We start from the raw sequence: 21,821 nt of genomic DNA on the forward strand, positions 1-21,821 counted from the left end.
AAAACGTTTATAAAACAAACAATAACCATAAGATAAAGAGTCAGTTATAAAGACGTTACACTGCTAAGCATTACACTGTCAACTGTAAATGACTGAGAGTTTGCCAAAAGTGCTTGCATATTGCTTATAAATGGAGATTAAAAAATGATTTTCTACCTTGTAGCCGTTTTATAGGCGCTTTTGCATCTCTGACGCCCATTGTTCAAGCTGTTTTTTGAGCACCAACAAATCTGCTTCAATCAATTTTTGCTGATAAGCGGAATTGGATGAAGGACGCACATAAGCGATATCTTCCCAATAAATTACGATACTATTTGCCTTAGTCAGTAAACCTTTAACAAACGGCTCAATACTGACTGGCAAGTCTAGCGGTGCTTTATCCAAGCTAAAATTGGTTTTCTTGATAATCGTATTATTAGTGCTGTTATTAGCACGAATCGCACTTGGAATCGTGAGCTTAACATCATCTTTGGTTGTATCGACAAAACTACTATCTGGTCGCCATTGCCCATCAATCACTTGATAGCGCGTGTGCGGCAGCTGCACATCATCTAACACTAAACAGTATTGACCTAACATTCCACGCCCATATTCGTTGTCTTTACCTTTGATCCAATCAGGACAACTCACCAGCTTTGGATTCAATTGTAAACGACGCGCGGTCATGCGCAGCTTATCCAAACGCTGATCGATACCGTTAGGTTTGAGCGCCATCATACTCCCTAATACAAATAGTACAATGATAACGCCAATGAATGTTCCCATGATGGTCCGGCCTTTTGGATAAATGAAAATGCTACTAAAAAATAAAACTGCCACTATTTATACAACACGCTACTATAAAGATAGCGATTACCTAGTTAACTATAAAAAAGCAATCATTGATTGTTTGAACCGTAACTTTTAACCAGTAATTTTCTAACCAGTAGCATCCTGACAAGCGACTGTTTAATAAATGATTATCTGAATACTGGCTACTATATAGATGCTTATAATGAGCACGAACCGTTAAAAATCAAGCATAATGAGTTGATAACCATCAACCACTCGCGTTTTCTAATCTCGATGGCTTGGCTATATGTGCTAATAGATCAAATACTTAACTCGAATAAAAAACAGCATAATAACGAGATACAAAAAGTTGTCAGCATCAAAAAGTGCTATGATAAACCATAATTTTAAACGCGCGCAGGTTTATTATGAATTATCTTCTTAAGCGAAACTCATCGACCGCTTCACTAGCGAGCAAATGTGTCCATAAACTCATGAGTAAAACTGGACTTACCCTCTCGCTAGTAGGCGCTGCCTTATTTACCCTATCAGGCTGTGCAACGACACAAAATCTTACCCCGCAGCAATGTCAGGAAAGCAACTGGCAAGAAGTCGGCTATGCTGATGGCTTACAAGGGCGTTCAGGTGCTTATTTCGGTCATTACGCTGATAGCTGCGCAAAGGTAGGTGGTCCTATGCCCAACCGCATACAATGGGAGCAAGGGCGACAGCAAGGGCTCAAAAGCTACTGCACCGAGCTCAATGCTTATAAACTTGGTCGCGAAGGCTACGACTGGCAGCCCGTTTGTCCGCTCGAAGGCATCGAAAAGCTAGAAGAAGCTTACGCGCAAGGACGTTACTACTATATCCGTCAACGTGATCTCGATTACCTACGTTCGCCTTATCCGTTTGGCTACGGGCCTGGGCGCTTCGGTTACGGCTATCATCCCTTTGGCTATGGCTGGTAAAAAGAAAACCCCAATGAGTACTTAATTTGAGGTTTAAGTACTCATTGAGGCTGGAGAAAAGTTTATTATTTTTTTTTATTATTATATTAGCTACCTTTTTGATGGTTGGCTATCTAGCAAACATCATATGATAATCACGTCTTTTATAGACTCGCCTTATTCATTGACAAAGGCTATCTTTGTAAGTCCTGCTTGACTGGCAGCGGCTAGCACTTGAGCGACCGTGTCATACTTACTGTCTTTGTCAGCACGCAATTGTACAGAAGGGTCTTTACCTCCAGCACTTTGCTGTTGTAACCGTGCCTCTAACTCCTCCATGCTAATCGCATCGCTGTCCCAAAATATCCCTGCGTCTTTATCGATGCTAATTTGAATAGCCTCTGGTGGCGCCTCATTTAACGCAGCACTGGTCTTCGGCAACTCTAGTGGCACTGTCGGATTCAGTACGGTCGCCGTCAATAGAAATATAATCATCAATACCAGCATGATGTCGATAAGCGGAATGAGGTTCATCTCACTCATACTTTGACTGTCATCATCACCCAATTGAAATGCCATAATTACTCTCAATACATTTGGTTATTCGCAATATAGCTCGCTTGGCTATCGCCTAACGGACTGTCCCATCAATGGATAATCGTTAAGGCTGCGACGCGGCTGAACTATGATAATGAGTCACTTGCTGAGCATCTGCTGCGTTTGAGTGCATACCCTTTGCTAACGAATCTTGGGTAACAGTCGATTTTCTGTCTGTTAACGACTGCTGGGTAACGACCATTTCGGCAGAACGTGCTAATAAGTCATGCGCTCTATCGTTGGCGTGATACATCACACGGCGATTGATACGCACTGCAAGGTTATAAAACACCACGGCTGGAATCGCCACGGCGATCCCCAAACCTGTCATGATAAGTGCCTCACCGACTGGCCCTGCCACTTGTCCCAAACCCGCTTGCCCACTCATGCCAATGTTATGTAGCGCATGAAAAATTCCCCATACCGTCCCAAACAAACCGATAAATGGCGCAATTGCGGCTGTCGTCCCAAGAATAGGTAAGCCGCGCTCACTGGCAAAACGGTAACGACCAATATGCTTGAGCAAGACCTGCTCAGTAACCAAACGGCGAGTAGTGGCATCTGCTGCTATCATCTCAGCCTGTTTTACTTGAATCTGCTGACTCAAATCATCTGCAACATTGGCGGCCAATTTGCGGCTTTGTAGCACACGAATAATGCCAGTCACCCAAGAAAGAATAGATAAAGCAAGCAACAAAAAGAACAAAGTTTTTGTCACCATGTCGCTGATTTGCCAGTATTGCATAAAGTCCATGTCAGACTCCTTTGTATTTTATTACCATTGTTCGATTATTTGCGATTGCGCCGATGCTTGGTACTAATAACCATGTATTTATGGCACATTATAAGTAACAGGTAATGTCACATTACCGACGACTGGCACGCCATTTTTAGTAAAAGGTCTGAATTTTCCAGAGCTTACTTGACGCTGCGCCTCTTTATCTACTATTGAATTGCCTGAAGATTGGGCAACGCGAGCACTATCAATACCGCCCTGCTTATTCACTCTTAATATCAATACCACCTTGAATGTATCACCCGAAGATGCTCTACGAGCGGCTCGAGTAGGAAAGCTAAAGTTTGGCGCTGATGCCCAGTCTGCAGCACTAGCAGTAAAGCTCACAGGTTCATTACTTGCAGCGGCTGCTGCTTTTTGCGCGGCATCTTCAGCCGCTTTGTCTTCTGCTGCTTTTCTAGCATTCGCTTCGGTTTGAGCCTCTCGGGCAGCCTTGGCATCGGCTATTTTCTTAGCGTCTTGCACTGCTCTATCATGGGCTTCTTGAGCGGCCTTTTGTGATTCTGCTGCTAGAATTTTACGTCGTTCTTCAGCTTCACGTTGACTATCAGCCATTGAGGTATCGACTTTCGATTCTACTATTGGCTTTTTCGACACCTCTTTTTTAATAATATCAAGCTTCTTTTTTTCTACTTTTACGACAGGTGCTATATCAGCCTTTTTGGCTTTTACCACTGGCTTTTCTGGTGCATTTTGCTTAGCCTTCACTACTGGAGCTACTTTAGGTTTTGACGGTGCCGGTTTTTTAGGTTCAGGTTTTGACTCTGTTTTAGGCGCTGCTTTTTTGGGCGTTACTTCCTGAACTTTTTCTACTTCAGGGACGGCTGTTTTGACAGGTAACGTCACCATCTCTATCTCGATAGGTGGTGTGTCTTTTTTTGGTTCAACTTTTATCTCAGGCGTCTTGATCGCCACCAATGCGACTGCCGTCAGCACGTGCAAGCCCACCACTATAATAATAGCTGCGAGTATCAATTTAAGTGGTGGCGCGTCTAAATCCGTTGAACTCATAACACCCTAATATTCATTAACCGAGGTAGAATGGCGTAGATAATAATGCAAACGATAATTATTATCAATAATAAATTTATAATAATTTTGCTTATTAAGTAAATAATCGGCTAATCATTTAGCGTTATTAATAAGCAAAACCTACTTAATCATTCGACCACCCTTTCTCAAATATCGCTATGCATGCTTATTGTGCCAAGGCAGTCAAACCCCATGTAATAAAGTGACGTAATAAAAACCATTATCATTTGTATTGATAATGAGTCTCAATTAATTTATCATAGCCCCTAATCGACTGCGCATCTTTAAGATTACAAAATCTCAAGATATTAAGGCATGTTGAACATCTCAATAGCTAAGCGTAAAAAAAACCCATAAAAAATCATAACGTCAAAAGTAATACCGTCGAGCATTCTATAGTGTGAAGCATTACATCGATGAAGTTCTTTTTACTTTTATATGACCGATTATTTGATACATCCTTTGTCCAACCAGCTTATATACCGAGTTATTTATGTCTATTATTTTATTGCCTAACCGCTCTACTCCTTTTTTCAAACGCCCTTTACTGACTGCTATGGTGACCGCTCTAGTTGCTACGATCAGTGTGACAGGTTGTAGCTCACCTGAGTCTAACGACTCCGAGCCGGCGGACGCTAAGACTGAAAATCAAACAGCAGATCATGCCTCGAATGTCGCTAATAACGATGCGGTCTCTGTTGAAAAGATCACGGTCGACACGGTAAAAGGTAATGTCGACTTGGCAATGAATCCATCGCCGTTGGTGGTCTATGATATGACGTTGATGCAGGATTTGGCCGCGCTTGATGTTGCTGTCGATGGCATGCCAAGCGGTCTAAAATTAAACAATTTACAGTCTAAGACACAGCCTGAACCAAAAACTGTCGGCACCGTATTTGAGCCAGATCTTGAGGCGTTGAACGCGATGCAGCCGCAAGCTATCTTGGTCGGCTCGCGCATGGCAGAAAAATATGATGCGCTGTCTAGTATTGCGCCAACGCTCGACATGACGATTGATACCGCAAATATCTATGAATCGAGCAAGCAGCGTTTGCATGATTTGGGTGCATTGTTCGGTAAGAGCGCTCAGGCAGCGAAACTGCAAGGCAATATCGACGGGCTCATTGATGAGACTAAAACATTAACCAAAGATAAAGGTAAAGGCTTAGTGGTCATGGTCAATGGCAATAAGCTATCTGCCTACGGCGACAAATCCCGCTACGGTTTTATCCATACCGTACTTGATATTCCAATGGCAGATGACCAAATCGCCGATGCGCGCCACGGCCAGCCAATCTCGTTTGAATACATACAAAAAACCAATCCAGACTGGTTATTCGTCGTCGATCGCAGTGCCGCCATTGGTGAAGATGGTGCTGGTGCCAAAGCCGTATTGGACAATCCACTGGTCGCGCAAACCAACGCATGGAGTAACAATCAAGTGGTCTATCTTAGCCCAGACTCATATCTTGCCTTTGGCGGTTATTATCAATGGATGCAGGATTTGACGACCATTAAAGAGGCTTTTGCTAACGCTAAATAAAGAATGCGTTAAATAAGCAATATGCTACACAAGCAACATGTTAAATAAGCGTCATTCGTTTTTAGGCAACTGTCATCACTGTCAGTTGCCAACCCTAACTTTAAGCCAGTAGCTGATATGCCATTATTTTCCTCTCGTGCGCAGACCAGCGTTAAAGCCCGCCCTACTTTACCAGCCGCATCAACGAGTTGGCAAAAAAGCGCAAGCCGTGGTCTAAGCTCTAAAAATCGCCGTGCTTCTATACCGCCGTGGGTCATCAACACGGGCAGCCTCATTATTATGGGGCTTTTGGTGTTATTAAGCTTATCAATTGGGGTGGCTGATTTTTCGTGGTCAGGTATATTTCACAGCCTTATCAACCATAGTGCCAACTCCGACAGCTCACTGCTACTGGTCAGCCGCCTACCGCGTACCATCGCTATTATCTTGACCGGTGTTTCCATGGCAGTTGCTGGGATGATTATTCAAGTGGTGCTCAAAAACCGCTTCGTTGAGCCATCAATGGTCGGTGCAACTCAAAGCGCCGCACTGGGATTATTGGTGGTTAGCCTGCTATTTCCAGCCAGTGCGCTCATTGTTAAAATGGGTGTGGCTACCATCGCAGCGGTATTTGGTATGATGCTGTTTATGCTACTGATCCACCGCATTCCGCCAACGGATTTTTTGATGATCCCGCTAATTGGTATCGTCTTTGGAGGTATCATTGAGGCAGTGACGACCTTTATCGCCTATCAAACAGAATCGTTACAGATGCTCAGCGTTTGGCAATTTGGTGATTTCTCTGGCGTCTTAGCAGGTCGTTACGAGCTGCTATGGCTGACGGGCGGATTGTGCGTGCTGGCGTATATCATTGCTGACAAGCTGACCATCGTCGGTTTGGGTGACAATATCGCGCTCAATTTAGGCATCAGCAAACGACAAGTGACATGGGTTGGCGTTGGCATGGTGGCGATGATGAGTGCGGTTGTCGTTGTCACCGTTGGCATGATTCCTTTTATTGGTTTGGTCGTGCCTAATATCGTCAGCCGATTGATGGGGGATAAATTGCGCCGTAGCTTACCAGCGGTGGCATTATTGGGCGCTTCGGCAGTGCTATTGTGCGATATTATTGGACGCTCGATTCGCTATCCATTTGAAGTGCCTGTGGCGACGGTTTTTGGGGTGGTCGGTACGGTACTGTTTTTATGGCTATTATTACGTGCGCCTGCTGAACAATAAAATAACTCGCTATAAAGTTTTTTATTCATAATGACTGATTAAACCTCTTTGCCTCTTCTCTTTCTTTTATCGTTGTTTTGTCTGATTAGATAAGCCTAGCACTATAGGATTTACGCATGTTTTCACCGTCTAAGCCTAGCGCCGCAGCCAATAACACTCTAGATGACAGTGCTTCAGAAAATAACGACAAAACTACTTTTGGACAAAGTTGTCTTGCGCGACTCTGGACATTTATAGTCAGTCACCCAAAATCCATAGCCGCTATCATATTGCTGATCTCAACCATCCTATTTTTGACAGTCAATGTCAACGGCCATTGGGACTTTGCGCTACCACTTCGAGGTAAGAAATTACTGGCGTTAATGGTCGTCGGTTATGCGATTGGCGTATCGACCTTATTGTTTCAAACCTTGACCCACAACCCTATCCTGACGCCATCACTGTTGGGTTTTGACTCGCTATACGTTTTATTACAAAGCCTGTTGGTTTTCTTTTTGGGTGCAATAAGTTTTACCAGTATCAATCCTCTTGCCAAATTCACCCTTGAAATTGTTTTAATGTTTGGCGCGTCATTATTATTATTTAAGCTGCTGTTTTCAAAAAGCAGTCAAGATTTGACACGACTAATATTGGTCGGCGTTATCTTTGGGGTATTGTTTCGTAGCTTATCAGCCCTGATTGCCAGATTGATCAATCCTGATGATTTCGTCGTCGTGCAATCTGCCAGTTACGCGCAATTTAATACGGTCAATCCGCAGCTGCTTGGTATCAGCATTGTTATCTGTGCCATTAGCGCACTGTTTATCTGGCGCTGGCGTTATCAATGTGACGTATTGATGCTTGGCAAATCACAAGCCATTAACCTCGGGATCAACTATCAACGCTTAGCATTTGGACTGTTAACCGTCATTGCGGTATTGGTCGCCACGGCAACCTCATTGATCGGTCCAGTGACCTTTTTTGGTCTGTTAGTTTGTGCGCTAACCAATCGTATCGCTCGGCATATGTATCACAGCGAGCGTCTGATATTGGTCAGTTTGGTGGCGATGATTTGCTTGGTACTCGGTCAGACGATATTTGAGCAACTATTGGGCATGGCAGGGGTACTATCGGTCGTCATTGAATTGGCGGGTGGCTTGGTATTCTTAATATTGATTTTTGTGACTCAGCGTCGTTAATACCACGCTTATCTAATAATCACTGACCTAGTCGCCAATCATCTAAAAACCATTGATATAGTAATGAAAAATTAGATCTCTTTTGAAAATAAGAACCACTATGATTAAACTCAATAACATCTCGCACCATATTGGCAAACAGCAAATTCTTCATAACATTACGTTGTCGTTACCAAGCGCACAGGTGATTGCCCTGATTGGTCCCAATGGCGCAGGTAAATCTACCTTGTTTTCAGTCATGGCGCGCTTGCAACCGCTACAGTCGGGACAAGTCAGTTTCGCTGTAGATAATGAGGAACGTGATATTGTTAGCTGTCATGCGCGAACCTTGTCCAAAACTGTGGCGATGCTTGGACAAGACAACCAAGTACAAGGCCGACTGCGCGTACATGAGCTGCTGATGTTTGGGCGCTATCCTTATCACCAAGGGCAACCGACGGCGGACGATCAGCAAAAAGTGCAAGAAATTATCGAACGTTTTGAGCTTGCGCCATTAGCCGAGCGTTTTTTATCGACACTATCAGGTGGTCAGCGTCAGCGGGTATTAATTGCGATGATTGTTTGCCAAGATACGCCGTATTTGTTGCTCGATGAGCCGCTGAATAATTTGGATATGTACCATGCTGGTCGCCTGATGCGTGAGCTGCGCGAATTGAGTCATAGCCAGCAAAAAACCGTGGTCATCGTGCTGCACGATATCAATCAAGCTGCGCAGTTCGCCGATACCGTGGTCACTATGAAAGAGGGTCAGGTAATGGCTGTCGGTCAACCTGCAGAGGTCATCACCCAAGCAACTATGAAGGATCTGTATAACGTCGATGTTAGCGTGCTCAGTCATCAAGGTCGCCCAGTGATTGTCGATGCGGTTTAAGTACAGAGCTTTGCAAACAATAAAAGGAATTGTTGATGCATAAAATCTTATTGAATCATCGATGGATAAATTACAGAAACTTATCCCTATTAATTTTAACCATTAGCTTTTGCCTATGCCTTTATTACGCTGTGAATAAAGAGATAGCAGATACCCTATTTTGGTTAGGCATGACTTTGTATGTGCTAAGATTGGTGGTTATTCCGATGGATTTTACTCAAAATATTGCTGCAGTAGATTATACAAAAAACTTTGACGAAAATAATAGCTGGCATAGAAATGTCATGCTAGGTGAGCTATTTGCCTCCTTGCTCCTTACCGTTGGGATAGCCTACAGTATATTTTTGCAATTAAAGCTTTAGTTAGCGATCTTAATAAATACTATCAAAGATAGCCGTACTCTGTAATATTGACATTACCACTTTTACCTCTGAAGGTTGCATAATCATCATTATGGATATGGTTTAAGTACAGCATATCTTATAGTTGCTCTTTAATGGCTGGTTTCGCGTAATCGCTTCAAAGAGTTGTCTTTAACCGTCAATTTTTGCCTTTGCTTTAACCGACTTTGACGCCCTTTGACCCACAGATAAACACCTGTGCCAGACAATACCGCCACGGCTAACCCCGTCAATGCTAAAAATATTTGATACAACAAATGACCTACGCCATGGCTGATATGACCCATGTGTAGCGTTGCCATCCATTGATCAGCTTTATTACCAAATGAGCTTTGATAGCCAAAATGAACACGCTCGACATTGCCTGTTGCGGCGTCAACCGTGATAGATGACGCACCGCCTTTTTTACCGATATCTTTATTGGTTTTAAAGCGCATTTGCCATTGATTGTCCTCTTCTACCCAACGCACTCCCAATAGCTGCTGGACGTCGACGCCATTTTTTTGCGCGGCGATCTCTGCCTGCCTGCTTAAATAAGCAATACTATGAGCCTTGTCTACCTTATTAGTACTGTTCATATTAGTGCCAATAATAGTCGCCTCATTACTACTAGATTCAGTATTTATCGCAGGCTTATTTTGTTTATCTCCTTTGCCTTCATCTCTACCTTCAAGCCCTACCAGCGCTTGCATTACGGGCTGATATATCGGTTTTAAATTAAAACCAACACTCGACCACGCAATGACAAACAACATGAGCCAGAGCCATAAGCCAAACGCATGATGTAAGTCATAATTGAGCTTAAAAGTATTGGTTTTTCGGCGAATTTTCCAAGTAGGTAGCCAGCGCTTAAAAAATGAAGCGCGGGGTTTGCCAGATGGTTTCCTCAATGCGGCTTGTTGAGGTTTATTGGCGCTAACTGCTCTTGGAAAGGTTAAATAGAATCCGATGAAACAATTAATCGTCCAGATTAAAGACACAATACCCAGTATTAATTTGCCGATATCACCCATCAATAAATCGCGGTGCAACCAAAATACCTTGTACATCGTATTGCGCCATGCCCATTCATCCTTATCACGCGTACCGATAATCTCACCGTTAAAGGGGTTAACATACACTTCTTGAAAAAGGGCTTTAGGCTGAGATTTTGCTTGAGGACCACGCATTCTATCTACCGAAAATATCGCCGCTCTATCAGGTGCTATCGAGGTTGGCATGCTCGAAAATCTCTGTTTTGGATAAGTAGCAATCACCTTGTCATGCAGTACGGCAATCGACAATGGCGGCGTTTGCTGCACCTCAATACTTGCCAGCTTGTGATTAAACACATCATCCAGCTCATCATGAAACGCCAATAGCGTGCCCGTAATACCAGCAATGATCAAAAAGGCGGCCATCGCAAGCCCAGTATAACGATGAATCCATAAACAGCTCTGACGCAACGTAGGGGGAAATGAAGTCATTAGTATTGGTTTTTTATTCATCGTTTCTTTATTCATTGGTTATTTTGATTGGTATTTAAAAAAAGTTGTAATTGCTATCACATGCTTCATCATTTACTGACCATAAAAAAGCCAGCTATCCTATACAGACAGCTGGCCCTTTCATCTATCATCAAGTGACAATAAGATTAGAACTGATACGTCAATGACGCTTTGATATTACGACCTTTCTCAAAATCAGTAGCAACATCATCAATCGGATTTAGACGAGATGAGTGACTCGCATAAGCTTCATCAAAAAGATTATAAACGCCAAGCGTGGCTTTTAATCCATCAACTTGTTTTGGCGAATAGTTCATAAAGATATCATGAACATTATAGCTTGGTTTTTCAATCTCATTTTCAGACGTATTCGGCATCACTGAAGCAACATACGTACTGCGCCAGCCGATATCTGTGGTCTCTGTTGGGGCATAAGCCAGATTGACCATATATTTATCGCCTGATTCTGAGCTGCTTCCAGTCACTGAAGGAATGCTGTAGCCCGTTTTTTCACCTTTGCTGCGTGCGCGTGAATAGCTCAAACCCATACTAAAGTTATTCATTTTATAGTCGGCAGCGAGCTCAACCCCTTTAATTTTAAAATCTTCATCTTTATTGATGACGCCTTGACATTCACCACCTAATTGTCCAGTGACACAGTCTAAGCCAACGCGAGTTCCGCCGGAACGAACAAATTCGATGTAGTTTTCGATATCAGTTTCAAAGTACTTACCGCTTAGTTGTAGTGCATCACCGGCTACCGTTAGATCGCGTAACGTTGTAACGATACCTACTTCAGCGTTAGACCCTTCTTCTGCTTTTAAGTCATTATTAACGTAAGTTTTGTCACCATTTGAATTAAAAATGGTTTGGCTTAAGTCAGGACCATTAAATAACTGCGTGTAGCTGGCAAATACTTGCGTCAATGGTGCAATCTCATAGCTTGCGGCAAGTGCACCAACGACATTATCATAGGTTTTGCCACCAGAGATAAACTCAGGAGATTTGTAGCGGTCATAACGCACACCAGGTGTTAAAGTGAGCTTACCATTTTTCCATTGGTCTTCTAGATATACTGATGTATTGGTTGCCTCGTCTGACCCTGCTTTGACGAAGTCGCGCTCCATCTCCGATTCTTTTTTGTAGTGCTCAATCCCAGAGATAAGCTTGTGTGTGCCAACATTCGTAGCAATGTCACTGGTGTTTTGGATTTTTGCGCCTGTGGTTTGAACTTCAGCGTTAAAATCAAAACCCGGATCATTGATATAATCAGAATCGCGCAAAATGCGGGTTTTGGTTTGATACACGTTGGTATCTACATCAATCAGTGGGTTGCTAGGATTAAAGCTATAATCAATACCATAAGTATCGCGCTTCACCTGTTGCGGAATTGGAGGCTCAGAGCGGCTAGGGAAGTCTGGACGGAATGGGAAAATACCTTTCTTTTCAGTTTGGCTGAAATTTGCGCCAATATGATGGTCATTCGCAATATAAGCACCCGCCTTTAATAAGATGCTTTCAGTTTTACTGTCTTCAAACAGCTCACGACCGTTACCATCTTCGCCAGAATCGCTATCGCGCTTGCCATAGTAAGCCAGTAAGTCAACATTGTCCGTTGGTGCGGCATATACAGTCGTTGACGTTAGTAGCTCGTCATTATTACTAGCATAGCCTGCGTGAACTTTAGCCCCTATTCTTTGACCCGGTTTCAGCAAATCCACTGCATCAACGGTTTTAAAGGCCACCGCCCCGCCAATGGCATCATTTCCTAGCGTCACTGAGTTATTACCGACTGAGACATCAGCTTGCTTAAGCAAGTCAGGGTCAATAGTAATGTCACCCATATGATAAAAAAGTTTGCCTTCTTGACGCGCCCCATCGATAGTGACTTTTAGGTTGCTGTCTTCAAGACCACGAATACGAATACGCTGATTGACCGCTGAGGTACCACCTACCGTAACCCCAGGAACGACATTCAAAAAATCGCTTAAATGGCTGGCTTGCTGCGCTGGCGTATAGTCTTCTATATAAACAGAATCGGTTTGCACTTTATCACGTACTGAGCTATTGGCTGTCACCGTAATGGTCTGCAACGTGGTGCTTGGCATGTCTTCTGCAGGTGCTGCACTGACTGCTTGTGACCATAATACCGCTGCCACGCCCATGGACAATACCGTCATTTGACTAGATAGTTTTGATAACTTTACTTCACGCATAACACACTCACCTTATTGACTATCACAAATTAGAATTTTTAAGAGCTATTTACTGTTGAGCACAGCTTGTGGCAGTTGCACCGCTTATTGTTGAAAACCATTTTTTAGACGATTGGAGTCTTGACAAAGCCAAAGTCTTTCATACGAATAACAATGTTAATGATAATTATTAGCATTTTAATAGTGAGAGGCATAATAACGAAGTACTAACAATTTGGCAATAATTAATGCGAGAAATTTAATATTAAAAAATAGCGCTAAATCTGGCTGACTTATTCCGTTTTGTTGCTTACTGTTTTTAGACGAGTAGAAATAGCGAGCAAACCAAATCTGCTGCGCTATGTTCGTCTAATAGACTGTTATTATTTAAGAAATAAAGCCATCAACATGAAAAAAAACGTTGCAATAGCCAACCCTTTCACTATACCCTTATATAGTTGACCAATTAGTCAGGTTTAAACCTACGACTATTAGTCATATTGATAAATAATAGCTAGCTGCTGATATTTATTAGCACAAGGATAAGTGCGACTCTTTGTGAGACAACTAAGCAATATGAAGATAAACGGTGTGTCGATATCCATCTCTAAATTCATCACAGTGCTTAGCTCTCTCCACAGAGCTTGGACTAAAAGTCACTTTAGGAGGAAGCCAAGATGAGCGAACACATTCAAGGGAACCCCGATTTACTATACGGATTGCATGACCGCCCTACCCCTACAAAAGCCTTTTTGGGCGCAGTACAACACGTACTTGCCAGCTTTGTCGGTATCATCACCCCCTCATTAATCATAGGCGGCGTCTTGGGTTTGGGGGAACATATCCCTTATCTCATCAGCATGTCATTGATGGTATCAGGGGTCGCTACCTTTATTCAGACGCATAAAGTTGGACCAGTAGGTTCAGGTCTAATGGCGTTACAAGGAACCAGTTTTGGCTTCTTGGCAGCGGTATTGGCGGCAGGTTTTGTGGTAAAAAACAAAGGCGGGAGTCCGGAGGAGATTCTCTCTGTTATCTTTGGCGTCTCCTTTCTTGGTGCCTTCGTTGAGATTTTCTTAAGCCAATTCATCACCAAACTCAAATCTCTGATGAGCCCTATCGTGACGGGTTGTGTGATTGTGACCATCGGTCTGTCATTAACCAAGGTTGGTCTGACGGATTTGGCAGGCGGCGTGGGCGCTGAAGATTTCGGGAGTATACAGAATCTGCTGCTCGGTGGCGGGGTCTTGGTCAGTGTGGTGTTGATTAGTATTGTTAATAATAAAGTCATTCGCTCCAGTGCTATTTTTATAGGGTTGATGCTTGGTCTGATCGCAGCCATTCTTATGGGACGTATTGATTTCTCTTTGGTCTCTGATGCCCCTATCTTTACGCTACCTGTGCCATTCAAGTTTGGCTTTGGGTTTGATTGGCAGGCTTTTATTCCTATCGCCTTTATGTATGTCATTACCAGTATTGAAACCTCTGGTGATTTGACGGCGACTTCGATGATATCGGGCGAACCCATCAAAGGACCTCTATACGAGAAACGTATTAAAGGTGGCGTATTGGGAGACGGTGTCAACTCATTAATTGCGGCGGTGTTTAACACGTTCCCTGTAACGACTTTTAGCCAAAACAACGGCGTTATTCAGATGACTGGTATTGCCAGTCGCTATGTGGGCTTCTATGTCGGGGCTATCTTGTTCACTATGGGACTATTCCCTATTTTGGGTGCTATCTTTACCCAATTGCCAAAACCAGTCGTTGGCGGTGTGACGTTATTGATGTTTGCAACGGTAGCGACTGCTGGTATTCGCATCCTATCAACGGTCAACTTTACCCATCGTAATATCTTAATCATTGCCACTTCGCTAGGTCTGTCCATGGGCGTGGCTTTTGTTCCTGATGTATTCGCACAAGCGCCTCAGCTTTTCCGTAATATCTTTGGGTCAGCAGTTACTATGTCAGGTATTGTTGCCATTACTCTTGATATGATTTTGCCCAAAAACTACGGTGTCGAATTTGATACGGTAGAACAGCATCTGGATGACGGTCTAAAGCCTCTTAGACAAAAGGCTTCTTAAACGTACGTTAGGATAGTCAAATTCTTTACCAGTCAGCATTGCTGTTCTGGTTCTGCACATTGACTCTTTTAGCGCGCCTTAATACGAAAACATTCAGAATGCTTTCGTATTAATGGCATGTTATAGACGTAAAATAATGATAAATAAGCATTACTCAAGACCACAGCCACGCAAAATAAACGGCACTAAAAAGTCTGCCGCCCGCGCTTCATCCTGCTGATCGTACTCACTCTTTTCCATCAAACCGACAATTTCTGTCTCAAATTCTGCATATCGCTGCGTCGTTGCCCAAATCAAAATCAATAGCTGTAAAGGGTCAGCGATGCCAATTTTGCCTTGCTCATGCCAAGTTTTCATCACTTGTGCCTTGTCTAGCGCCCACTCTTTCATGGTCGCCGACATAAATTCATGCAGATGAGGAGCACCACCGATGACTTCCAGCGCAAACAATTTATGGCGATTGGGATGAGCAAACGCTTGATGCAATTTGGTACGGACAAACTTTTCGATGACCGTTTTAGGGTCACTATCGACACTCATAGCGACCAAGCCATCGTTCCACTCTTGAATAATAGAATGCAGCACGGCTTGGTACAGATTTTTTTTATTCTTAAAGTAGTAATGCACGTTGGCTTTTGGCAGCTCGGCTCTATCGGCAATACCTTGCATCGTCGCACCGCGGAAACCTTGCAGCACGAACTCCTCTTCTGCCGCCGCCAAAATGACGGTTTGATTGTGGGCGCGGATATCTTGCTGATTGCGCTGTACAGGCGCGTCAGACGCGGCTTGTGGTTCTATATCGTTATGTTGAGCCATGATTAATGTTACCTGTCATTATTGTGATGAATAAAGAGCCATATCCCAGCCAATAACTGGATTTATATGCTAATTTTTATGAAATATCACCAGTCTAAATAAAATATTTACACAAAGTAGTTGACCAAATGGTCAGGTTTAAGCAGAATAGCTCATAGTAAACCAATTATTATTCGATAAATACTACTTTAGCATGAGATGTTATCGAGAAATGTTACTCCACCGCTTTTGTCAGAAAAGAAAAGGATGTCATCGTGAAATTATCTTTACAGCAGTTTAATGAGCTCTCAACAACTGAAGCAGTTTCACATCTATTGACCTGCTGTACCAGCACTTATTGGGCGCAGGCTTTAGAAAAAAAACGTCCTTTCGCTGATATATCTACATTACTTGCTCATAGTGATGATGCTTGGCAACAAGCACAGACAGCAGAAGCCCAGTTACTAGAGGCTTTTGATGGTCATCCACAAATCGGCAACGTCGACTCGTTAAAAGAAAAATACCGCAACACGCAAGACAGTGCTGCCCATGAGCAGTCGGGTGCCAATGATGCCAATGACGATGTGATTAAAGCTTTGGCTCAAGGCAATCAAGATTACCTTGATAAATTTGGCTTTATCTTTATCGTATTTGCCACTGGTAAGAGCGCACAGCAAATGCTCGATTTATTGTTAGCACGCTTGCCCAATGATCGCACTGCTGAGCTGGTCAATGCGGCGGCTGAGCAAAATAAAATCACCCGCTTACGTTTACAGAAACTGCTGAGTGACGCTTAACGCATTCAGCCCATCTGACTCATTTATATAAAAGGAATTATTATGTCAGGTACTCTCTCATCACACATTTTAGATACCCATTTGGGCAAACCAGCCGCTGGTATTGCCGTGACGCTAGATCGCGTAAGCGCAACTGGTGAGGCATCTCTATTAGCCAATGGCGTCACCAACGCGGATGGACGCGTGGCACCAGATAGCTGGTCTTTTGACCCAACGATTGATATTGCTGAATATCACTTAGATGTTGGTCGTTATACCTTAACCTTTGATACGCAGTCTTATTTCGATGCACAAAATCTCACGGCTTTTTATCCACAAGTAGTCATCGATTTTATGATAAGTGATAACGGTCACTATCATGTACCGCTACTGCTTAGCGCACATGGCTACAGCACGTATCGTGGCTCTTAGTTTTTGACATCACTATATAAAATCACATCATAAAAGAACGTCGCCATAGCAAAATGCGTCGAAAGATTGAAAAAAGCTGAACAAAAGAAAATTGTAAAAAGGACATTTGCAACATGGGCGCTTATTATCTCGATTGGTTTAACTTATTTTTTCGCTGGTTTCACGTCATCGCTGGCGTGGCATGGATTGGTGCGTCTTTTTACTTTGTTTGGCTAGATCTTAGTTTACGTAAACCACCACAGTGGAAGGCTGACAAAGGCATTTCAGGCGACTTATGGGCGGTACATGGTGGCGGCTTTTATGAAATTGCCAAATACAAGCTTGAGCCCGAAGAGATGCCAAAAACCCTGCACTGGTTTAAATGGGAAGCTTATACCACTTGGCTGACGGGTATGGCGATGCTCTCTATCGTCTATTATGCCAATGCGACTGCCTATTTGATTGATCCAAGCAAAGTCGATTTTGGTAGTAGTATCGGTGCCATCTCGACCAGTTTGTTATTTTTATTCGGCAGCTATTTCATTTATGAAGTGATTGTCCGCAGCCATTTGGGCAAAAACTCCTTCATTTTTAGCACCATTATTTTCATCCTATTAATCATCGCCTGCTGGGGTTCTTACCAGCTATTTAGTGACCGTGCTTCGTTTATCCACATCGGTGCTATCTTAGGTACGGTAATGGCAGGTAATGTGTTCTTTGGCATCATGCCTGCTCAACGAGCGCTGGTAGAATGTGTGAGGCGTGGCGAAAAACCAGGCAAAGAAGTAGCGGACTTGGCACTACAAGCAAAAAATCGCTCGCTGATGAACAACTATTTTACCTTACCGCTGATCTTTACCATGATTAGCAATCATTATCCGATGATGTACTCTCATGCTCACGGCTGGTTGGTATTGGTATTTGTGGGTATCATCACGGCTATTGTACGTCACTATTTTAACCAAAAGCATTTAGACAATCATAAGCCGCGTTATTTGGTCATCCCTGCTGTCTTAACCGTATTATTAATTATTTGGATGCGCCCAGAACCAATTGAGCCATTACCTGTTGTCACTGCTGCAGCCGCTGCTGAAACGGCGACACCAAATAGTGTGCCACCAACAACTACTGATAGCGCAGTCGACGGTTCTAGTATAAGCAATGATGCTGTCTCAAATGCAAATATCACTACCGATGTCGTGCCAGTCGCTGCTTCTGCTGATGACGCCATTATGGATGTCGTGCACACGCGCTGTAGCACGTGCCATGCCGCCCAGCCTACTCAGCAAGGATTTGCTGCGCCGCCAGCTGGCATCATCTTGCAAACACCGACCGACATGAAAACTCATAAAGCAAAAATCGTCACTGCTGTACAAACAGGCTATATGCCACTGGGTAATCTCACAAAATTGACGGATGAAGAACGTCAGCAAATGGTGGCTTACGCATCGGGATTATAGATAAAGGTCGCAGATAAATATTATATAGATCCAAAGTTACGCCTTATTTTGCTTTAGTTGACTTAAGTTGCTTTAAAATATTTAGGATATATTGACAATGAGTAAAAAAATAATCAGCGATTTCAATCAAGACGCCTACCCTCGCGACTTAAAAGGCTATGCTGATAAGCCGCCAAAAGCCAACTGGCCAGGCGGCGCTAAAATCGCTGTACAGTTCGTCCTCAATATCGAAGAAGGCGCAGAAAATAGCGTGATTCATGGTGACGGTCAATCAGAGCGGTTTTTATCTGATGTCTTGGGGACACCAGAATTTAACAATCGTCATCAGTCGATTGAGTCGGCATTTGAGTATGGTAGCCGTGTGGGTGTTTGGCGAGTATTGGATACTTTTAAAGAATACGGTTTGCCTATTACGACCTTCACTTGCGCTGCTGCTGCCGAAAAAACGCCACATATTATCGAGCGAGTATTAGAAGATGGGCACGAAATCGCCAGTCACGGTCTACGCTGGATTACTTATCAAAATATGTACCGCGAGACCGAGCGCGAGCATGTGCGCCGTGCCACTGAAATATTCGAGCGCATGATCGGTGGTCAGCCGCTTGGTTGGTACACGGGACGAGATAGCCCGAATACTCGTGAGTTGGTCGCCGAACAAGGTGGCTATATTTATGACTCAGACTCTTACGCGGATGAGCTCCCTTACTGGCTCAATGTCAAAGTAGAAGACGGTAACAAAATCGCTCGTAAGCCGCATTTGGTCATTCCCTATACCTTAGAAACCAATGACATGCGTTTTGCCTCAAGCCCAGGCTTTACCAACGCCGAGCCTTTTTATCAATATTTAAAAGACAGCTTCGATACCTTATACGAGGAAGGCGCGCACACACCCAAGATGCTGACCATCGGTTTGCATTGCCGCATCATTGGTCGCGCCGGTCGCATCATCGCCCTCAAAAAGTTTTTGCAATATATCACCAGCAAGCCCGATGTGTGGGTATGCCGCCGTGATGACATTGCCAAACACTGGTATAAAAACCATCCAGCCACTGCCGATAACACTGCGAACTGGATGTAACCATACGTTTAGACACAAATTTATTGCGGCACAACACCATCAAGGAACATTAAAAAATGTCAACAAAAAGCACTTATTACGCACCAACTGGCGGACTACCTCCGCAAACACAGCTACTATCTGATCGCGCTATCTTCACCGAAGCTTATGCCATTATTCCCAAACGTGTACTGACCGACATTGTTATCAGCTATCTGCCGTTTTGGACAGGTATGCGCATGTGGGTGCTTGCACGCCCACTTTCAGGTTTCTCTGAGACTTTTTCACAGTATATCGTCGAAGTTGAGCCTAATGGCGGCTCAGAAAAGCCTGAGCTAGATGCAAACGCTGAAGGTGTTATATTCATCGTTGAAGGTGAAATGGACATGACTATCGAAGGCGTGTCGCATCATCTTGAAGCGGGCGGTTATGCATTCTTACCACCTGGCTGCAAATGGACGATAAAAAACAATAGCGACAAGCACGTTAAATTCCATTGGATTCGCAAAGCTTATCAACACTGTGAAGGTATTGAAGTGCCTGAAGCCTTTGTAACCAGCGATCACGATGTTGAAGCGATTGAGATGCCGGGTACTGATGGCGTATGGGCAACCACCAGATTTACCGAGCAGTCTGATATGCGTCACGACATGCATGTGAATATCGTGACTTTCCAACCAGGTGGCGTGATTCCATTTGATGAAACGCATGTGATGGAACATGGTTTGTATGTCCTAGAAGGTAAAGCGGTCTATCACTTAAATGGTGAATGGGTAGAAGTTGAAGCGGGTGACTTTATGTGGCTACGCGCATTCTGCCCACAATCTTGTTACGCTGGCGGACCTGGTCCATTTAGATACTTACTATATAAAGACGTGAATCGTCATATGCCGTTTATTCGCCCAGCACGATAAGCCCTGCGCAATAACAATAATAATCAGCACAACAAAGCATTCAGAACGATGAGCAATATAGCGGCATAATCGTTCATTCGAATATGTCATTTATTCCCAGATGTTGATTTAATTCGCGTACGGGCTTATGGCAAAGTGGCTCATAGCAATTATAAACAGTGATCACCAAAAGTAAGGCAAAGTCATGAGTACTCTTATGAAGACTACGATCGTTGCAAGACCTTTAACCAAAGCTGAGTTTGCGCCCTACGGCACCGTAATCGAACCCTATGACAAGGAAGCACAGACGCCTGAAAATAGCTACCATATCAATAAAGGCTATGCCTGTCGCCATCACGCCATCGCTAAAGCCAAACTTGACGGCGGCGATGTCGGCATGAGTATCTTCCGCGCCAAAAAGCGTGAATTTCCTATTGCCTTATCGGTCATGGAATATCATCCGTTTGGCACGCAAGCGTTCTTTTCGATGAATGGTCAGGATTATATCGTCATCGTTGCGTCTGCTGGTGCGCCGCCACAGTCTGCAGATGATTTGACCGTGTTTTATGTCCAATCTCATCAAGGTGTGCAATACGATGCCAATGTCTGGCATCATCCGTTACTTGCCCTCGGTCGCGACTCTGATTTTTTGGTGATAGATCGTATCAATGGCGAAGGCAAAAACTGTTATGAGCTGGATATAGAGGATTGGCAGGTGCAAATTGAACTTGCCAGTGAGCACTCTTCCGTTTAATTAGGGTCTGTAAACGAGCTGTTAGCCATTTATAAAGATAAAGCCAGTTAATAAAAATTAGCTGGCTTTATCTTTATAAATGTAGGATCCATCCTATATAAATAATCATCTTCCAAAACACAGTGCCTATTTAACAGCAGTAGCAAAACAGCTACATAGGCTACTTGCCTTTTATGTACTATCGTACTAGAATACTGAAACGAAGTAAGCTTCCCTTTTCTTTTCCATTAAGATGAATGTTATGAGCACAGACCCTTATCACAGCTTATTAAGCCATTTAGCCAGTTGTCATGACAGCACGGCTATCGACCTGCTATTCAGTGCGCTATTAACGGAAAAAGAGCAGCAGGAAATCGCCAATCGTATCCGCATTTTTGACTTGCTTGAGCGCGGTGTCACCCAGCGCGAGATATCCGAGCAGCTAGGTGTCGGTATCGCTACCGTCTCGCGCGGCGCCAAAGCCATGCAAGTTCATGATGTGAGTGCCTTACTAATGACTCATAGACATGACTCATAGAAAACATTCATAAAAGACACAGCTGAAAAGGCCGC

General features: G+C 43.6%; 21 protein-coding genes. 14 read left to right on the forward strand and 7 right to left on the reverse strand.

Annotated features, from left to right (window positions below):
- Positions 1 to 168 precede the first annotated feature (168 nt).
- Entirely contained in the window at positions 169 to 765 is a 597-nt protein-coding gene (locus JMY05_RS07925) for a hypothetical protein (protein ID WP_045444457.1), read from the reverse strand.
- Between the two features lie 500 nt (positions 766 to 1,265).
- Between JMY05_RS07925 and JMY05_RS07930 the strand changes: the two genes are divergently transcribed.
- The gene (locus JMY05_RS07930; RefSeq protein WP_109589456.1) at positions 1,266 to 1,739 is read left to right on the forward strand and encodes a DUF2799 domain-containing protein; all 474 of its coding nucleotides are present in this window, start codon (positions 1,266 to 1,268) and stop codon (positions 1,737 to 1,739) included.
- 156 nt (positions 1,740 to 1,895) lie between these two features.
- Here JMY05_RS07930 and JMY05_RS07935 read toward each other — a convergent pair whose 3' ends face one another.
- The 3 genes from JMY05_RS07935 to JMY05_RS07945 all read right to left on the reverse strand — a co-directional run bounded on the left by JMY05_RS07935 (position 1,896) and on the right by JMY05_RS07945 (position 4,122).
- Positions 1,896 to 2,297 carry an ExbD/TolR family protein gene (locus tag JMY05_RS07935; RefSeq protein ID WP_045444454.1) on the reverse strand — a complete coding sequence of 134 codons (402 nt, stop codon included), beginning with the start codon at positions 2,295 to 2,297 and terminating at the stop codon, positions 1,896 to 1,898.
- Positions 2,298 to 2,379: 82 nt separating this feature from the next.
- Complete coding sequence (locus JMY05_RS07940; protein WP_045444451.1) at positions 2,380 to 3,069, reverse strand: MotA/TolQ/ExbB proton channel family protein; 690 nt, start codon at positions 3,067 to 3,069, stop codon at positions 2,380 to 2,382.
- Positions 3,070 to 3,147: 78 nt separating this feature from the next.
- Positions 3,148 to 4,122, reverse strand: coding sequence for an energy transducer TonB (locus tag JMY05_RS07945; RefSeq protein WP_045444448.1), 975 nt, complete (start codon positions 4,120 to 4,122; stop codon positions 3,148 to 3,150).
- Between the two features lie 514 nt (positions 4,123 to 4,636).
- On the opposite strand from JMY05_RS07945, the gene JMY05_RS07950 reads away from it, so the two are divergent.
- The 5 genes from JMY05_RS07950 to JMY05_RS07970 all read left to right on the forward strand — a co-directional run bounded on the left by JMY05_RS07950 (position 4,637) and on the right by JMY05_RS07970 (position 9,315).
- Entirely contained in the window at positions 4,637 to 5,686 is a 1,050-nt protein-coding gene (locus JMY05_RS07950) for a siderophore ABC transporter substrate-binding protein (RefSeq protein WP_201614750.1), read from the forward strand.
- A gap of 117 nt (positions 5,687 to 5,803) precedes the next feature.
- Positions 5,804 to 6,904, forward strand: coding sequence for an ABC transporter permease (locus tag JMY05_RS07955; protein WP_095849340.1), 1,101 nt, complete (start codon positions 5,804 to 5,806; stop codon positions 6,902 to 6,904).
- Positions 6,905 to 7,020: 116 nt separating this feature from the next.
- Positions 7,021 to 8,082, forward strand: coding sequence for an iron chelate uptake ABC transporter family permease subunit (locus JMY05_RS07960; protein ID WP_201614752.1), 1,062 nt, complete (start codon positions 7,021 to 7,023; stop codon positions 8,080 to 8,082).
- A 100-nt stretch (positions 8,083 to 8,182) separates the two neighbouring features.
- Positions 8,183 to 8,953, forward strand: coding sequence for an ABC transporter ATP-binding protein (locus JMY05_RS07965; protein WP_045444447.1), 771 nt, complete (start codon positions 8,183 to 8,185; stop codon positions 8,951 to 8,953).
- Between the two features lie 35 nt (positions 8,954 to 8,988).
- Positions 8,989 to 9,315, forward strand: coding sequence for a hypothetical protein (locus JMY05_RS07970; RefSeq protein ID WP_045444446.1), 327 nt, complete (start codon positions 8,989 to 8,991; stop codon positions 9,313 to 9,315).
- A 131-nt stretch (positions 9,316 to 9,446) separates the two neighbouring features.
- Here JMY05_RS07970 and JMY05_RS07975 read toward each other — a convergent pair whose 3' ends face one another.
- Positions 9,447 to 10,820, reverse strand: coding sequence for a PepSY-associated TM helix domain-containing protein (locus JMY05_RS07975; protein WP_201614754.1), 1,374 nt, complete (start codon positions 10,818 to 10,820; stop codon positions 9,447 to 9,449).
- Between the two features lie 167 nt (positions 10,821 to 10,987).
- Positions 10,988 to 13,057, reverse strand: coding sequence for a TonB-dependent receptor domain-containing protein (locus tag JMY05_RS07980; RefSeq protein WP_201614765.1), 2,070 nt, complete (start codon positions 13,055 to 13,057; stop codon positions 10,988 to 10,990).
- A gap of 656 nt (positions 13,058 to 13,713) precedes the next feature.
- On the opposite strand from JMY05_RS07980, the gene JMY05_RS07985 reads away from it, so the two are divergent.
- A complete protein-coding gene (locus JMY05_RS07985; protein WP_198329387.1) occupies positions 13,714 to 15,123 on the forward strand; it encodes a uracil-xanthine permease family protein in 1,410 nt (469 codons plus the stop codon).
- A 150-nt stretch (positions 15,124 to 15,273) separates the two neighbouring features.
- Here JMY05_RS07985 and JMY05_RS07990 read toward each other — a convergent pair whose 3' ends face one another.
- The gene (locus JMY05_RS07990; RefSeq protein WP_045444445.1) at positions 15,274 to 15,939 is read right to left on the reverse strand and encodes a TetR/AcrR family transcriptional regulator; all 666 of its coding nucleotides are present in this window, start codon (positions 15,937 to 15,939) and stop codon (positions 15,274 to 15,276) included.
- 254 nt (positions 15,940 to 16,193) lie between these two features.
- On the opposite strand from JMY05_RS07990, the gene uraD reads away from it, so the two are divergent.
- From uraD to JMY05_RS08025, 7 genes are all read left to right on the forward strand, one after another.
- Entirely contained in the window at positions 16,194 to 16,715 is a 522-nt protein-coding gene (uraD, locus tag JMY05_RS07995; protein ID WP_201614767.1) for a 2-oxo-4-hydroxy-4-carboxy-5-ureidoimidazoline decarboxylase, read from the forward strand.
- 42 nt (positions 16,716 to 16,757) lie between these two features.
- On the forward strand, positions 16,758 to 17,126 hold the full coding sequence (gene uraH / locus JMY05_RS08000; protein ID WP_045444443.1) for a hydroxyisourate hydrolase: 369 nt from the start codon (positions 16,758 to 16,760) through the stop codon (positions 17,124 to 17,126).
- A gap of 113 nt (positions 17,127 to 17,239) precedes the next feature.
- Positions 17,240 to 18,565, forward strand: a complete 1,326-nt coding sequence (locus JMY05_RS08005) for a urate hydroxylase PuuD (RefSeq protein WP_045444435.1) — start codon at positions 17,240 to 17,242, stop codon at positions 18,563 to 18,565.
- A gap of 97 nt (positions 18,566 to 18,662) precedes the next feature.
- Positions 18,663 to 19,643, forward strand: a complete 981-nt coding sequence (gene puuE / locus JMY05_RS08010) for an allantoinase PuuE (protein ID WP_045444431.1) — start codon at positions 18,663 to 18,665, stop codon at positions 19,641 to 19,643.
- Positions 19,644 to 19,699: 56 nt separating this feature from the next.
- On the forward strand, positions 19,700 to 20,536 hold the full coding sequence (locus JMY05_RS08015) for a bifunctional allantoicase/(S)-ureidoglycine aminohydrolase (RefSeq protein ID WP_045444428.1): 837 nt from the start codon (positions 19,700 to 19,702) through the stop codon (positions 20,534 to 20,536).
- A 184-nt stretch (positions 20,537 to 20,720) separates the two neighbouring features.
- The gene (locus JMY05_RS08020; protein WP_227678139.1) at positions 20,721 to 21,269 is read left to right on the forward strand and encodes an ureidoglycolate lyase; all 549 of its coding nucleotides are present in this window, start codon (positions 20,721 to 20,723) and stop codon (positions 21,267 to 21,269) included.
- A 241-nt stretch (positions 21,270 to 21,510) separates the two neighbouring features.
- The gene (locus JMY05_RS08025) at positions 21,511 to 21,786 is read left to right on the forward strand and encodes a Trp family transcriptional regulator (protein ID WP_045444425.1); all 276 of its coding nucleotides are present in this window, start codon (positions 21,511 to 21,513) and stop codon (positions 21,784 to 21,786) included.
- Positions 21,787 to 21,821: the final 35 nt, after the last annotated feature.

This window comes from Psychrobacter sp. JCM 18902 (assembly GCF_904846615.1).
Classification (GTDB): Bacteria; Pseudomonadota; Gammaproteobacteria; order Pseudomonadales; family Moraxellaceae; genus Psychrobacter.